A 13,977-nucleotide genomic window follows, 5' to 3' on the forward strand; every position below is an offset into this window, starting at 1 on the left:
GAGCCTGCTCGCGAAAGCGGTTTCTCATTCAGAGCACCTCTCCATGACACAACCCAAAGACCTGCTCATCATCGGCGCCGGCATCCTCGGTCTGTCCCACGCCTACGCCGCCGCCAAACGCGGCCTGAAAGTCGCGGTATTCGAACGCACCGCCACGCCCCTCGGCGCTTCGGTGCGCAACTTCGGCCAGGCGCTGGTCACCGGTCAGCCGCCCGGCATCATGCTCGACCTGGCCAAGGCCAGCCGCGAGATCTGGGGCGACTGGGCGCAACTGGCCGGCCTGCAGATCAAGCGCAACGGCTCGTACCTGTTCGCCCGCAGCGAAGCCGAAGAACACCTGCTCGAAGCCTTCTGCGCCGGCCGTGCCGTCGAGCATGGCTACGACGTCGAGCTGCTGCGCGGCGCGGCGTTGCGTGATCTGTATGGCGGCCAGTTCAGCCATCACCGCGCCGCGCTGCACGGTGTCGATGATCAGCAGTTGTACTCGCGCGAAGCGATTCCGGCGCTGATCGATTATTTGCGCCGCGAGCTCGGCGTCGAGTTTCACTTTTCCACGCTGGTGCGCGACGTCGAGCCGGGGCGACTGCGCAGCACTGCCGGTGAGTTCTGCGCCAAGCAGATCATCGTCTGCTCCGGCCACGACTATCAGACCTTGCTGGCCGAGCCGATTGCTGCGCTCAATCCGCAGATCTGTCGTTTGCAAATGCTCCGCGCCAGACCAAGCATCGAGTTGAACCTGCAACACGCCGTGCTCACCGGCCTGAGCTGCGTGCACTACGGCGCTTTCGCCGATTTGCCGCAAGCCGCAGCGGTGCAGGCGCAGATTCTCCGTGAACAACCGCACCTGCACGCCAACGGCATTCACCTGCTGATCAGCCCGACGCCGTATGGCGAACTGATCATCGGCGATTCGCATCATTACGGCAGCGATGCTTCACCGTTCAACGCTGAGCAGGTCGACAACTGGATGCTCGAACTCGCCGAGCAGACGCTGGGCTGCAAGGTTCAAGTGGTCGAGCGCTGGCAGGGCGTTTATGGCGCTCGCGGACCGGGCCCGTTCTCGTTCCTGCGTCCGGCACCGGGCCTGAGCGTGGCGCTGATGCACACCGGCGTCGGCATGAGCGTCGGCCCGGCGCTGGCCGAACGCAACGTCGCGCAGCTACTGGAGGAGGCATGAATCACGACCAGGTGATCGCGCGGGTGTTCGGCCTGTATGAACGCTTCGGCGCCAGCGATTACATCGGCGAACCGGTGTCGCAATTCGAGCACATGTCCCAAACCGCAGAACTGGCCATGGCTGAAGGCTGTGACGATGAAGTGGTGCTGGCGGCGTTCTTTCATGACATCGGCCATCTATGTGCCGAGGGCGCAGAAAACATGGGCGGCTATGGCGTGGTCAGCCATGAGCGGCTCGGGGCGGATTATCTGCGCGAGGCAGGTTTCAGCGAACGGCTGGCGCGACTGGTGGAATATCACGTCCAGGCCAAGCGCTATCTGACCTTGCGCGAGCCGGGGTATTACGCGCGGTTGAGTGAGGCGAGTCGCAGGACGCTGGAATATCAGGGCGGGGTAATGAGCGCGGCTGAGGCGGATGCGTTCGAGGCTGATCCGTTGTGTGCGCTGAGTTTGCGCATGCGGCGCTGGGATGAGTTGGCGAAGGAGAGGGCGGTGCCGGTGATGGATCTCGGTTTGCTGAAGGAGAAGGCGGCGCGGCTGCTGGCGGCGTAATCCAAGTAACCCGAGTCGCGCCATTCGCGAGCAAGCTCGCTCCCACAGGGTTTTGTGTTGTGACCACGATCCAATGTGGGAGCGAGCTTGCTCGCGAAGAGGCCGGCTAAGACGCTACAAATCTGCTGCCAGCAAATCAATCTGCTCCTGCCTTTCCGCCTGATTCAACTTCGCCTGCGGATTGAGCGACGACCACTGCGGATGCGCGCGCGCCTTGTTCAGCGCCTCCGGCAACTTGCCTTCGCGCCAGGTTTTATCCACAGGTGTGGCCACCTGAATGCTGTCCATCGCCGCATGCCCACGCTGATCGAGTGCCAGCAATAACTGCCGCTGGCGCAACGCCAACAGGCGCAGCACGGCGTCATCCACCGTCAATTCCCGCTGGCCTTTGATCTTGCCGAGCAGGCGACTGCCATAACTGCGCGCGGTTTGCAGCGCACCGCCGGCGATCGCACCGGCCAACGCCGCTGCGCCGAGGGTAATCCCGCCGACCAGCAGATCCACGCCAGCCCCGGCCGCCGCACCGGCCGCAATGCCGCCGCCGACGCGCACGCCGAGTTGCTTCAGGGTTTCCGGGTTGAACAGGTCATCGCCCCAGCGCCCGTCGAGCAACGGCAAGTCACTGGCCGCCGCGTCCTGCGGGCGAAACGCGTAGAGCTTGAGCAGCGCCTCAACGCACTTCTGCTCACGCTGACGTACGGCTTTGCGCAGCTCGCTGATCGCCTGTTGTTCCTGCTCGGCTTCGCTGACCACACTGCGCCGGCACGCAGCGCAGTCGATCAGCAATTCGGCAATCAGGCGTGCGGCGCTTTGCTGACGGGCGAGGCGCTGCGCCTGCTGGTCGGCGATCAACCGCTCCAGTTGCGGCCGGGCGTTTTCCAATAGCAGGGCGAGGCTCTCGTACAAGCGCCGCTCGCCATCCTCGGGCGGTGCGACGCTGTCGAAACGTACCAACGCATGCAGCCCCAACCGCGCCAGCGCCTCGCGCCAATCGGGTTCGCGATGGTTGGCGCTGCTGACGAAATTCAGCACCGGCAGCAGCGGTTTGCCGCAACTGGCGAGCACTTCCAGTTCGTCGCGGTACTTGGCCAGCACCGGTTCGCGGGCGTCGATCACATACAGACCGGCATCGGAGTCCAGCAGTTGTCGCAGTACCTTGGCCTCCTGCTCGAAACGCTGGCGCGCCTCGCTGCCGTCGAGAAACCGCGCCAGTCGTGCCGGGCCGTCGAGGCGTTCGCCGGGGCGTTCCAGACGCTCGAGAAAATCCAGCAGGGCGATCGCATCTTCCAGCCCCGGCGTGTCGTACAGATCGAGCAACGGCTCGCCATCCACCGACAACCGCGCGCCTTCGACATGCCGGGTGGTACTCGGCCGGTGCGAGACTTCGCCGAAGCCGACATCGCGAGTCAGCGTGCGCAGCAGCGAGGTCTTGCCGACGTTGGTGTGGCCGACCACCGCGAGTTTCAGCGGGGCCTTGCGTGCATCAGTCATGTCCGCTCTCCAGCCAGTTCATCGGCGCGCAATCGGCGAACGGCAGTTCCAGTTGTTGCAGCGCCGCGTGCCAGTCACCCAGACGTTGCCCGTCCAGCGCTTCGCCGGGTGGCGCTTGCAGCAGCCAGACGCGAGTGGCGCCGGCATTGCGTGCCAGTTCGGCGATCAGCGCAAGGCTGCCGCGATCCGGCGAACGTCGCGGATCACAGGCGATGGCCAGCCGCGCCGGCGGGAAGCGACTGAGTTGCTCGAGCAGTTTGTGTCGCGATTCCCGGCTGTCGAGGATGCCCGCGTTGCTAACATTTTTCGGCAGCACGGGTGGCCACGGACGCTGTTCGTCCAGCTCGATCGCCACCAGCAGCGCGCCCTCGCTGACGAGTTCGCCGACGTTGCTTTCGACGCGATGCAGCTGCGCCGGCTCCGGGTCGTTGACGCCGAGGCGTTCGCTGGTTGGCATCAACCGTTCGCGCAGTTGCGCGTAGCCGGGCAGGTTCAGATCCAGGTGCAACGCAGCTTTGCCGCTGTTCCAGCGCCACAGGCACAACAGCGCGAGCAGCAGACGCGGCAGCACGCCGTAGACCACCAGCACGCCGACCAGCCAAATCGCCCAGGCCTGTCGTGCGCTTTCGATGTCGAGGGCACCGGCGCCGCTGGCGCGGATCATTTCCTCGGTCGGCACGTTGAAGCCGAGCAGCGACGGCAGATAGCCTAGAGCCTGGGTGACGTGGATGAAAGTGTCGGCGCCGAGGATCGTGGTTTCCCAGACAAAGCCGTAGCGCCGCGTGGCCATCAGCGTCAGCAACAGAATCAGCGCGCTGAGCATCGCCAGCAGCCACAAACCATTGATCAGCGCGCCGAGTGCCCAGCGATTGAGTTTCTTGCGTTGCAGCAACAACAGCAGGGCCGGCGCCAGTTGCGCGGCTTTGGCGTCGCGGGCGAATTTTTCGCTGAGCCACAGCCACAAGCGCCCGAGGGTGGCGCCGTGTTCGCCAGCGAAAATCAAGCCCAGCGCCCAACTCAGCAGCAAAATCAAATTGATCCCGAGCAGACTGCCCAGCGCCCAGAACACATTCACCGGCGTCTGGCCAAGTGCGGCGAATGCCAGCCCGGCGCCGCTGAGCACGGCGAAAATCATCAACAGCACCAGCGCCAGGCGCGCGCCTTGCAGCCAGTGCTTGAGCGCGGCGGCGAGTCCGTCGCGCTCGGCCAGCCATAGCGCCCGGCGCGCAATGCGGCTCGGCAGATCGCCGCCAGCGGCACGGGCCAGACGATTGGCTTCCAGATCATCCAGCGGCCCCGCGTGTTCTTCGCGCAGGCGGATGGTTTCGGTGAGCCAGAGGTTTTGCAGTGGAGTCAGTTCAGTCACGCGGCGTCCCGTCGCTAAATCGAGCGCTGAGCATAACCGCTGTGGCGCTTATCGGGGTAAGCGCGGCTCTGGTATCCTCGCCGGCATGACTAAATCACTGCCCCTCAGCCTGATCGCAGCCCTCGGTGAAAACCGCGTGATCGGCGTCGACAACAGCATGCCCTGGCACCTGCCGGGGGACTTCAAATACTTCAAGGCGACCACGCTCGGCAAGCCGATCATCATGGGTCGCAAGACCTGGGATTCGCTCGGCCGGCCGCTGCCGGGGCGCTTGAACATCGTGGTCAGCCGCCAGACCGATCTGCAACTCGAAGGCGCCGAGGTCTATCCGTCGCTGGAAGCCGCCGTGGCCCGCGCCGAGGAATGGGCGAAGGCCCAGGGCGTTGATGAACTGATGCTGATTGGCGGCGCGCAGTTGTATGCGCAGGGACTGGCCCAGGCCGATCGGCTGTACCTGACCCGCGTGGCGCTGAGCCCGGAAGGAGACGCGTGGTTTCCGGAGTTTGATCTAAGCGAATGGAAGCTGGTGTCGAATGTTGAAAACCCGCCGGTTGAAGATAAGCCGGCGTACAGCTTCGAAGTCTGGGAGAAAAAGCAGCTTTAGCCTCAAGCTGCAAGCTGCAAGTAAAAGCTGATTGGCTCTTGGCTTGCAGCTTGCAGCTTGCAGCTTGCAGCTTGCAGCTTGCAGCTTGCAGCTTGCAGCTTGCAGCTTGCAGCTTGCAGCTTGCAGCTTCAGCTGACTAGCTGCGCGTGTTCATCGGCATCCAGCAACGCTTTATCAGTCTGCTGCATGACCTGGCTGGTAATCGCCCCAGCGGTAATCGAGCCACTCACGTTCAATGCCGTGCGACCCATATCGATCAACGGCTCGACCGAAATCAGCAACGCCACCAGCGACACCGGCAAGCCCATCGCCGGCAGCACGATCAGTGCGGCGAACGTCGCGCCGCCACCGACCCCGGCGACACCGGCCGAGCTCAACGTGACAATCGCCACCAGCGTCGCGATCCACAGCGGATCCAGCGGGTTGATGCCGACAGTTGGCGCGACCATCACCGCCAACATCGCCGGATAGAGACCGGCGCAACCGTTCTGGCCAATCGTTGCACCGAAAGACGCAGCGAAACTGGCGACCGACGACGGGATGCCCAGACGACGGGTCTGCGCTTCGATGCTCAGCGGAATGGTCGCTGCGCTGGAGCGGCTGGTGAAGGCGAACGTCAGCACCGGCCAGATCTTGCGGAAGAAACGCAACGGGTTGATCCCGGCGGCCGACACCAGCACACCGTGCACGACGAACATCAGGCCCAGGCCGATATACGAGACCACGACGAAACTGCCGAGCTTGATGATGTCCTGCAGGTTGGAACCGGCGACCACTTTGGTCATCAGCGCCAGCACACCGTACGGGGTCAGCTTCATCACCAGACGCACCAGACGCATCACCCAGGCTTGCAGGGTGTCGATGGCGGTGATCACTTTCTGGCCTTTCTCGACGTCGTCCTTGAGCAGTTGCAGCGCAGCCACCCCGAGAAATGCCGCGAAAATCACGACGCTGATGATCGAGGTCGGCTTGGCCCGGGCCAGGTCGGCGAACGGGTTCTGCGGGATGAACGACAGCAGCAATTGCGGCACATTGAGGTCGGCGACCTTGCCGGCGTAGTCGTTCTGAATGGTTTGCAGGCGCGCCATTTCCTGAGTGCCGGCGACCAGACCTTCAGCGCTGAGGCCAAACAGATTGGTCAGGCCGATGCCGATCAGCGCGGCGATGGCGGTGGTGAATAGCAGCGTGCCGATGGTGAGGAAACTGATCTTGCCCAGCGACGAGGCATTGTGCAGACGGGCGACCGCGCTGAGGATCGAGGCGAACACCAGTGGGATCACGATCATCTGCAGCAATTGCACGTAGCCGTTGCCGACCAGATCGAACCAGCCGATGGAGGCTTTCAGCACCGGGTTGCCGGCACCGTAAATCGTGTGCAGCGCAACGCCGAACGCCACGCCGAGAACCAGTGCGAGCAGCACTTTTTTCGCCAGGCTCCACGAGGTGTGGCGGGTTTGCGCGAGACCGAAGAGTAGGCCGAGGAACACCAGCAGGTTGAGAATCAGCGGTAGATTCATGAGGACTCCAGTAAAGACTGTGCCAACAGCCATCCGGGGCTGCTGTGAACCGGCAAGCCTAACAGCTTGATTTGCAATGAATTAATACCAAAATCGCAGGGTGTCCGTCGTTTTTGGAATAAGCCTGTGTCGCTGTCGGCAATGCAACTGGCGCGCAGGGGATGCAGACGGTCGCTGACAGGCGAGGGTTGTCACACTTATTTGTTAGCGTCGAACTCTTTGCATCGGGGAGTAGCGCTATGAAAATTGCACGCACGTTGTTGGCTGTGGCACTGGCGGCTGGCCTCGCCGGCCATGCATTGGCCACGGACCTCAAGCATTGGCCGGCGGATCAGGCCAAGGCGCTGGACGCGATGATCGCCGCCAACGCCAACAAGGGTAATTACGCGGTGTTCGACATGGACAACACCAGTTACCGCTACGACCTCGAAGAATCCCTGCTGCCGTTCATGGAAAACAAGGGCCTGATCACCCGCGACAAGCTCGATCCCTCGCTGAAACTGATGCCGTTCAAGGACACCGCCGAGCACAAGGAAAGCCTGTTCAGTTATTACTACCGCCTCTGCGAAGTCGACGACATGGTCTGCTACCCGTGGGTGGCGCAGGTGTTCTCCGGCTTCACCCTCAAGGAGCTCAAGGGCTACGTCGATGAGCTGATGGCTTCGGGCAAACCGGTGCCGGCGACGTATTACGAAGGCGATGTGGTGAAGAAGCTCGACGTCAATCCGCCGAAGATCTTCACTGGCCAGCAGGAGCTGTACAACAAGCTGATGGAGAACGGCATCGAGGTCTACGTAATGACCGCCGCCTCAGAGGAACTGGTGCGCATGGTCGCGGCGGATCCCAAGTACGGCTACAACGTCAAACCGCAGAACGTCATCGGCGTTTCACTGCTGCTCAAGGATCAGAAGACTGGCGAGCTGACGACCGCGCGCAAACAGATCACCGCCGGCAAATATGACGAGAAGGCCAACCTCGGGCTCGAACTGACGCCGTACCTGTGGACCCCGGCAACCTGGATGGCCGGCAAGCACGCGGCGATCCTGACCTACATCGATGAATGGAAAAAACCGGTACTGGTCGGCGGCGATACCCCGATGAGCGACGGTTACATGCTGTTCCATGATGTCGACGTGGCCAAGGGCGGCATTCACTTGTGGATCAACCGCAAGGACAAGTACATGACCCAGATCAACGGCATGATGGCCAAGCACGCGGCGGCGCAGGCCAAGGAAGGCTTGCCGGTGACAGCGGACAAGAACTGGGTGATCGTCAAACCTGAGGAAATCCAGTAAGCCACCCCGATCCAATGTGGGAGCGAGCCTGCTCGCGAAAGCGGAATGTCAGCCACCCTCTTCGTTTCTGACATACCGCATTCGCGAGCAGGCTCGCTCCCACAGTCTGATCTTCGGTGCGTTTCGGATTTTGATCGTTCCCACGCTCTGCGTGGGAATGCAGCCCGTGACGCTCCGCGTCACTGGACGCGGAGCGTCCCTTGAGACATTCCCACGCAGAGCGTGGGAACGATCAGCCCCGCACATGGCGGGGCATTTTTGCATCGGCGATTTGACGCTTACAGCCCGTCGAGCATCGCTTTGTTGCGCACCGCACCCTTGTCGGCACTGGTCGCCAGCAGGGCGTAGGCCTTGAGGGCGGTGGTCACTTTGCGTGGGCGCACTTCAACCGGTTTCCAGCCTTTCTTGTCCTGCTCGGCGCGGCGTGCCGCCAGTTCTTCGTCGCTGACCAACAGGTTGATCGAGCGGTTTGGAATGTCGATCAGCACCTTGTCGCCATCCTGCACCAGACCGATCGCGCCACCGGCCGCGGCCTCTGGCGAAGCGTGACCAATCGACAGGCCGGAAGTACCGCCGGAGAAACGCCCGTCGGTGAGCAGTGCACAGGCTTTGCCCAGGCCTTTGGATTTCAGGTAGGAAGTCGGGTAGAGCATTTCCTGCATGCCCGGGCCGCCTTTCGGGCCTTCGTAGCGAATGATGACAATGTCGCCTTCCTTTACTTCGTCGGCGAGGATGCCGCGCACGGCGCTGTCCTGGCTTTCGAAGATTTTCGCGTTGCCTTCGAAGACGTGGATCGACTCATCGACCCCGGCGGTTTTCACCACGCAACCGTCCTGCGCGATGTTGCCGTACAGCACGGCGAGGCCGCCTTCTTTCGAATAGGCGTGCTCGAAACTGCGGATGCAGCCGTTTTCACGATCGTCGTCCAGGGTTTCCCAACGGGTCGACTGGCTGAACGCGGTCTGGGTCGGGATGCCCGCAGGACCTGCCTTGAAGAAGTGATGCACGGCCTCGTCGCTGGTCTGGGTGATGTCCCACTTGGCGATGGCTTCTTCCATGCTGCGGCTGTGCACGGTCGGCAGGTCGGTGTGCAGCAGGCCGCCACGGGCCAGCGAACCGAGGATGCTGAAAATGCCGCCGGCGCGGTGCACGTCTTCCATGTGGTACTTCTGGATGTTCGGCGCGACCTTGCACAGCTGCGGCACGCTGCGCGAAAGACGGTCGATGTCGCGCAGGTCGAAATCGATCTCGGCTTCCTGGGCGGCTGCGAGCAAGTGCAAGATGGTGTTGGTCGAACCGCCCATGGCGATGTCGAGCATCATTGCGTTCTCGAACGCCTTGAAGTTGGCGATGTTGCGCGGCAATACGGAGTCATCGTTCTCGCCGTAGTAACGCTTGCACAACTCGACGATGGTGCGCCCGGCCTGCAGGAACAGCTGTTCACGATCACTGTGGGTGGCCAGGGTCGAACCGTTACCCGGCAAGGCCAGGCCCAGTGCTTCGGTCAGGCAGTTCATCGAGTTGGCGGTGAACATGCCGGAGCACGAACCGCAGGTCGGACAGGCGCTGCGCTCGTATTCGGCGACTTTCTCGTCAGAAGCGCTGGAGTCGGCGGCGATCACCATGGCGTCGACCAGATCGAGACCGTGGGAGGCGAGTTTGGTCTTGCCGGCTTCCATCGGGCCGCCGGAAACGAAGATCACCGGAATGTTCAGGCGCAATGCAGCCATCAACATGCCGGGGGTGATCTTGTCGCAGTTGGAAATGCAGACGATGGCGTCGGCGCAGTGGGCGTTGACCATGTACTCGACGGAGTCGGCGATGATCTCGCGGCTCGGCAGCGAATACAGCATGCCGTCGTGGCCCATGGCGATGCCGTCATCGACGGCGATGGTATTGAACTCCTTGGCCACGCCACCGGCGCGTTCGATCTCGCGGGCGACCAGCTGACCCAGGTCCTTCAGGTGCACATGCCCCGGGACGAACTGGGTGAACGAGTTGGCGATGGCAATGATCGGCTTCTTGAAGTCGTCATCTTTCATGCCGGTGGCGCGCCAGAGGGCGCGGGCGCCGGCCATGTTGCGGCCGTGGGTGGAAGTTTTCGAGCGGTAATCTGGCATGGAGCACTCCGGGCGGCTAATCACGTACTAAAGGGGAGTGAGCTTCTGTTGACCTCTGAAACACCCGAAAAATGGCCGTGTGTCCGGAAGCTGCCGATGACGTTGCGGGATCGCCGCTGGTCTCAGCCTGAGCTCATAAACCCGCCGGGGATGAATGGCGATGAATGAGGCGATTCTACACCGCTGGCGTCGCGAGGGAATGGCGCAAAGCGTTGTTCCCGTGCTGAAGGGGCCGGTGCAATGACGACTGGCAGGGTCAATGGTCGCCTCCCGGCATCACCGGATTGCTGCGCAGGTTGCTGACGCGACGGCCAATCACGCTGTTGAGCAACAGCGATACGCCGCTCAACACCACAAAACCGTAACCCAGCGTCGCTTGCAGGTTGGCCGGGCCGAGGCTGATCAGGGCGCTGACCAGCCCGCCACAGATAAAAATGATGGTGCTACCGGCGGATGCCGATGCGCCGGCATTTTCGGCAAACACGCTCATGGCGCGGGAGGTAGCCGGGGGGCGCGCAATGGTGGTGCCCACGGTGCAGATGAGCATTGGGACCAGCACCGCCGCGGCTGACAGCTCATGGTTGGTGGCCAGATAGAGCATCACCAGACCCGAGAGCAGGATCAGGCTCAGGCCGGTGAAAATCTGCTGTTGCGCATTGATAATCCGGTTCAGCACGCTGGCGAGCAGGCCGCCGAAGACATAAGCGGCGCCATAGATCAGCAGAATCAAGGCGAAATCGTAAGGCGCCATCTGCAACTGCTCCATGAAGATCAGCGGCGAAGTGACGATGAAGGAAAAGTGGCAGGCGAAAGCGAACGCGGAAATCAGCCAATAGCCGACAAACGGGAAGTTGCTCAGCACCCGTCTGTAGGACTGAATGAAACCCAGGTGTGGACCGTTCTGAACAGGCCGGCTGTTGTCGAGCAGTCGCCAGGTTTTGATCAGAACCACAGCCGCAAGGGCGATGAATACCCAGAAGCTGCCGCGCCAGCCGAGCGTGGCTTGCAGGAACGTACCCGCCAGCGGCGATAGCGAAATGAAGATGCCCGTGGCAGTGACCATCAGGATCCGCAGCCGGTCACGCTCCTGGCCTTCAAACAGATCCTGCACCAGTGCCTGAGACAGCACGAAACAACCGCACCCCATCGCCTGCATCACCCGGAAAACGAGGAACAGCGTGTAGTCATTGCTCAGCACGCAGCCAAGGGCGCCGAGCAGCGACACGCTCATGCCGGCCAGCAGCAAACCCTTGCGTCCAATCACGTCCGATAGCGGGCCGATCAGTAGCTGAGTGAAGGCAATACCGACGGCGAACAGACTGATCGACAGCGCGATGTCGCTCGGTGATCGACCAAAGTGTGCCGCCAGCGCCGGGAACGAGGGCAGCAGAACATCCAGCGGGAACACGCCGAGCAGGATCATTGCCAGTAACAGCGTGACTGCTCCGCGCCGTTGTCGGCGGCTGACTGCACAGCTGTGTTTATTCATCGATCAATCCTGCTTTGGCGAAAAGTGTCTGGTTATGGGGCAGAGCAAAAAAACCAGCCTTGTGCAGGGCCTCCAGTGTGGGTTTGCAGCCGGCGCGAGCGCGAGCACGGCTGGCCTGCACAGTTGCCATCGCACCGACAATCTCTTTCATGTCACTTTCGGCAATACCCGCCGAGCGCAGGCTTTGTTGCAGCCAGCTCTCGTCGACCTCGAAGAACAGGGGGATGATCTCCACAAGAGTCCTGGCGGCGAACAGGCGCTGGCGACTGTTCATCGCAATCCAGAAGTAATGGAAGGCTTCTGCGAAGTAACGGCTGTGCCGGGCTTCGTCGGCAAGATGATCACGCAGCATGTCGTTCACACTTGAAACCATCGTGTTGCGGCAGACCTCGAGCAACTCCCGGGCGATGATGGTTTCCGAGACAAATCCGAGCAGAAACCAGGCCAGTGCGCGGTTCTTCTCCGGCGTGCGCGCAATCAGAGCGTTCATGCGTGTGATCCGCTTCGGAATGACCGGTCGCCGGGTGATGCTGTAGAACGCGGCGATCTGCTCGGCTATCTGGTTGGAGAAAAGCGCGTGGTAACCCTCGTCGGTGTACAGCTGCAATGCAGCGTGTTTCATTGGCAGCGGTATATAGATGGGCAGTTCGCGGTGGACGATGACCTCCACTGCGCGGTTGACGATGCGGTGTTCGAGCAGGGTGGTGTAATCGAGGAAATACACCAGATGATTGGCGGTCAGGCGGTGCAATGTTTCGCGACCTTTGGCCTGGATCGCCGGATGCCCCAGATAAGGCAGAAAGGCCGGGGGAAACCAATAGCGATTTTGCAGTTGCTGCTCGACATCGCCCGGCAAACGATAGTCATGGGTACTGCTGCGCACCGATGCGCGGCTTTCCCAGTCGGGAAGGGTGAATTTGAGCGACCACGACACCGGTGCCTCGCCCTCATCCAGCGCTGTGGAAATCATGACGGTACCCCGGCAAGCAAATCACGCATTTCCTGGCACATGGCTTGGCCATCGCTTTCGCCGCAACCGACAAAAAACAACGGTTGCTCAGCGCTGCCTTCGAGCCCGAGCAGGGTTTCAACCTGGGCGTCGGCAAACGCGCCGGTCAGCCAGGTATTGAGCCCCAGCGTCGTTGCGACGAGCTGGAAGGTTTGCGAAAGATGGCCAGCCTCGATGAACGCCATTCGATAGGCGCGCGAGTGTTCGTACTTCCACCAGAGTCGATCAAACCTGGCGGTGATGAATACGCCCAGCGGCAGATTGTTGATGAAATGCTGGCCGCCGAGCATTTGACCCAACGCCGGTTCAGGCAAAGGGTTGATCCGGCTCAAGGCATGCTCGCCACAATGGTAGGCGTAGATGCCCGGTTCAAGCCCAATGATGTTCTGTGCCAGAAGAAAGCCTTCGCAAGCGTTCAGACCACCACCTGAGGGACTGCTCCGGCGGGCCTCAAGGCCGGGTGCGACAGGGTCGTCCTGCGAATGATTGCGCTTGGGAAGATAGCCGAGCGTGAAATACAACAGCGTTGCAACCTCGGCCAGTGTCACCGCCGCACCGGTGTAGGAGCGACAGGTTTTGCGCGTCCGCAATGCCTGAGTCAGGCTGTCATCGATCATTGCGCCGGGTGCAGGCAAGTTGATAAGCGCCTCCGCTGGCCGGCGCTTGCTGTCTGTTGAAGGTTCTGGCTTCGCCAATACTTCGCTGCAGTGCGCCAGATAGTGTCTGGACCACTCCTGAATATTCTGTGGCGTATATTCGCAGGGGATATTTTGCGTGCCGATGTGATAAATCTTCGACAATTCATCCCAGCCCCAAGTTGGGTTGTCTAGTTTTGAAATTGTTAGAATGCCTGCGTCCAGAAGTTGTGTATCTATTATGTTGTTTGGGTCAAACAGATTTGGGTTGTCTATGAGAATGGCGAGGCGGTGCGAATAGACAAGATCAAGCTCGTGTTGAGTATGGTTCTTGTAATTCCACACAACTTGTCCAGGCGGGCGCGGCAATATAAACAGAAAGGGATTGATATGCATTGGTTCAGATCACTCAGGGAAAGTCATGAGGACGCCGAAGTGCCGGCACTCTCCGGCGTCCAGACTTACTTAGCGGGCGTTGGCTGCAACCAAGAAGGCGAGGTTGGCGAGTTTATTTGTTTCCAGATAAATGGTTTTCATGATGTGAACTCCTTGTTCATCAGTAGTTGAAGTCGCCTCATGGCGACAACTTCATAATAGTTTGTAATCGAATATTGGCAAGGGGATATTAAGTAGGAATATTCCAGTAATTCTGTCGGAGTGATCGAGTGCTGGATATCTACGCTGTAGGTTAATTTCCCGTAACTAACAGGTATGGCGAAACGT

At 61.2% G+C, this 13,977-nt stretch carries 11 protein-coding genes; 4 read left to right on the plus strand and 7 right to left on the minus strand.

Going from position 1 to position 13,977, the window contains the following annotated elements:
• The first annotated feature begins 43 nt into the window (after positions 1-43).
• Both ACMYUN_RS16415 and ACMYUN_RS16420 read left to right on the plus strand, forming a co-directional pair.
• Positions 44-1,177 (plus strand): TIGR03364 family FAD-dependent oxidoreductase, encoded by a 1,134-nt coding sequence (locus ACMYUN_RS16415; protein WP_415761142.1) that lies wholly within the window; start codon positions 44-46, stop codon positions 1,175-1,177.
• On the plus strand, positions 1,174-1,728 hold the full coding sequence (locus ACMYUN_RS16420; RefSeq protein ID WP_415761143.1) for a phosphonate degradation HD-domain oxygenase: 555 nt from the start codon (positions 1,174-1,176) through the stop codon (positions 1,726-1,728). Before ACMYUN_RS16415 ends, ACMYUN_RS16420 begins: the two co-directional genes overlap by 4 nt.
• A gap of 114 nt (positions 1,729-1,842) precedes the next feature.
• Here ACMYUN_RS16420 and ACMYUN_RS16425 read toward each other — a convergent pair whose 3' ends face one another.
• A complete protein-coding gene (locus tag ACMYUN_RS16425) occupies positions 1,843-3,219 on the minus strand; it encodes a GTPase/DUF3482 domain-containing protein (protein WP_415761144.1) in 1,377 nt (458 codons plus the stop codon).
• On the minus strand, positions 3,212-4,585 hold the full coding sequence (locus ACMYUN_RS16430) for a DUF2868 domain-containing protein (RefSeq protein WP_415761145.1): 1,374 nt from the start codon (positions 4,583-4,585) through the stop codon (positions 3,212-3,214). Before ACMYUN_RS16430 ends, ACMYUN_RS16425 begins: the two co-directional genes overlap by 8 nt.
• Positions 4,586-4,670: 85 nt before the next feature.
• Here ACMYUN_RS16430 and ACMYUN_RS16435 point away from each other — a divergent pair, with 85 nt between their 5' ends.
• The gene (locus tag ACMYUN_RS16435; protein ID WP_415761146.1) at positions 4,671-5,189 is read left to right on the plus strand and encodes a dihydrofolate reductase; all 519 of its coding nucleotides are present in this window, start codon (positions 4,671-4,673) and stop codon (positions 5,187-5,189) included.
• 128 nt (positions 5,190-5,317) lie between these two features.
• On the opposite strand, the gene ACMYUN_RS16440 is transcribed toward ACMYUN_RS16435, so the two are convergent.
• On the minus strand, positions 5,318-6,706 hold the full coding sequence (locus tag ACMYUN_RS16440) for an L-cystine transporter (RefSeq protein ID WP_415761147.1): 1,389 nt from the start codon (positions 6,704-6,706) through the stop codon (positions 5,318-5,320).
• A 239-nt stretch (positions 6,707-6,945) separates the two neighbouring features.
• Between ACMYUN_RS16440 and ACMYUN_RS16445 the strand changes: the two genes are divergently transcribed.
• On the plus strand, positions 6,946-8,001 hold the full coding sequence (locus tag ACMYUN_RS16445; RefSeq protein WP_415761148.1) for a haloacid dehalogenase-like hydrolase: 1,056 nt from the start codon (positions 6,946-6,948) through the stop codon (positions 7,999-8,001).
• Between the two features lie 278 nt (positions 8,002-8,279).
• On the opposite strand, the gene ilvD is transcribed toward ACMYUN_RS16445, so the two are convergent.
• From ilvD to ACMYUN_RS16465, 4 genes are all read right to left on the minus strand, one after another.
• Positions 8,280-10,121, minus strand: coding sequence for a dihydroxy-acid dehydratase (ilvD, locus tag ACMYUN_RS16450; RefSeq protein WP_024014684.1), 1,842 nt, complete (start codon positions 10,119-10,121; stop codon positions 8,280-8,282).
• A gap of 256 nt (positions 10,122-10,377) precedes the next feature.
• On the minus strand, positions 10,378-11,610 hold the full coding sequence (locus tag ACMYUN_RS16455) for a multidrug effflux MFS transporter (RefSeq protein WP_415761149.1): 1,233 nt from the start codon (positions 11,608-11,610) through the stop codon (positions 10,378-10,380).
• The gene (locus ACMYUN_RS16460; RefSeq protein ID WP_039757524.1) at positions 11,603-12,580 is read right to left on the minus strand and encodes a diiron oxygenase; all 978 of its coding nucleotides are present in this window, start codon (positions 12,578-12,580) and stop codon (positions 11,603-11,605) included. Before ACMYUN_RS16460 ends, ACMYUN_RS16455 begins: the two co-directional genes overlap by 8 nt.
• Positions 12,577-13,650 (minus strand): SagB family peptide dehydrogenase, encoded by a 1,074-nt coding sequence (locus ACMYUN_RS16465; protein ID WP_415761150.1) that lies wholly within the window; start codon positions 13,648-13,650, stop codon positions 12,577-12,579. Before ACMYUN_RS16465 ends, ACMYUN_RS16460 begins: the two co-directional genes overlap by 4 nt.
• Between the last annotated feature and the right edge of the window lie 327 nt (positions 13,651-13,977).

Source organism: Pseudomonas sp. CP4, assembly GCF_047758505.1.
GTDB lineage: Bacteria > Pseudomonadota > Gammaproteobacteria > Pseudomonadales > Pseudomonadaceae > Aquipseudomonas > Aquipseudomonas fluorescens_AO.

Bases quoted from the DNA above. Each gene is read 5' to 3' on its own strand.
- ACMYUN_RS16455 (WP_415761149.1), bottom strand. From the start codon at position 11,610: ATGAATAAACACAGCTGTGCAGTCAGCCGCCGACAACGGCGCGGAGCA.
- ACMYUN_RS16440 (WP_415761147.1), bottom strand. From the start codon at position 6,706: ATGAATCTACCGCTGATTCTCAACCTGCTGGTGTTCCTCGGCCTACTC.
- ACMYUN_RS16415 (WP_415761142.1), top strand. From the start codon at position 44: ATGACACAACCCAAAGACCTGCTCATCATCGGCGCCGGCATCCTCGGT.
- ACMYUN_RS16425 (WP_415761144.1), bottom strand. From the start codon at position 3,219: ATGACTGATGCACGCAAGGCCCCGCTGAAACTCGCGGTGGTCGGCCAC.
- ilvD (WP_024014684.1), bottom strand. From the start codon at position 10,121: ATGCCAGATTACCGCTCGAAAACTTCCACCCACGGCCGCAACATGGCC.
- ACMYUN_RS16465 (WP_415761150.1), bottom strand. From the start codon at position 13,650: ATGCATATCAATCCCTTTCTGTTTATATTGCCGCGCCCGCCTGGACAA.
- ACMYUN_RS16435 (WP_415761146.1), top strand. From the start codon at position 4,671: ATGACTAAATCACTGCCCCTCAGCCTGATCGCAGCCCTCGGTGAAAAC.
- ACMYUN_RS16460 (WP_039757524.1), bottom strand. From the start codon at position 12,580: ATGATTTCCACAGCGCTGGATGAGGGCGAGGCACCGGTGTCGTGGTCG.
- ACMYUN_RS16420 (WP_415761143.1), top strand. From the start codon at position 1,174: ATGAATCACGACCAGGTGATCGCGCGGGTGTTCGGCCTGTATGAACGC.
- ACMYUN_RS16445 (WP_415761148.1), top strand. From the start codon at position 6,946: ATGAAAATTGCACGCACGTTGTTGGCTGTGGCACTGGCGGCTGGCCTC.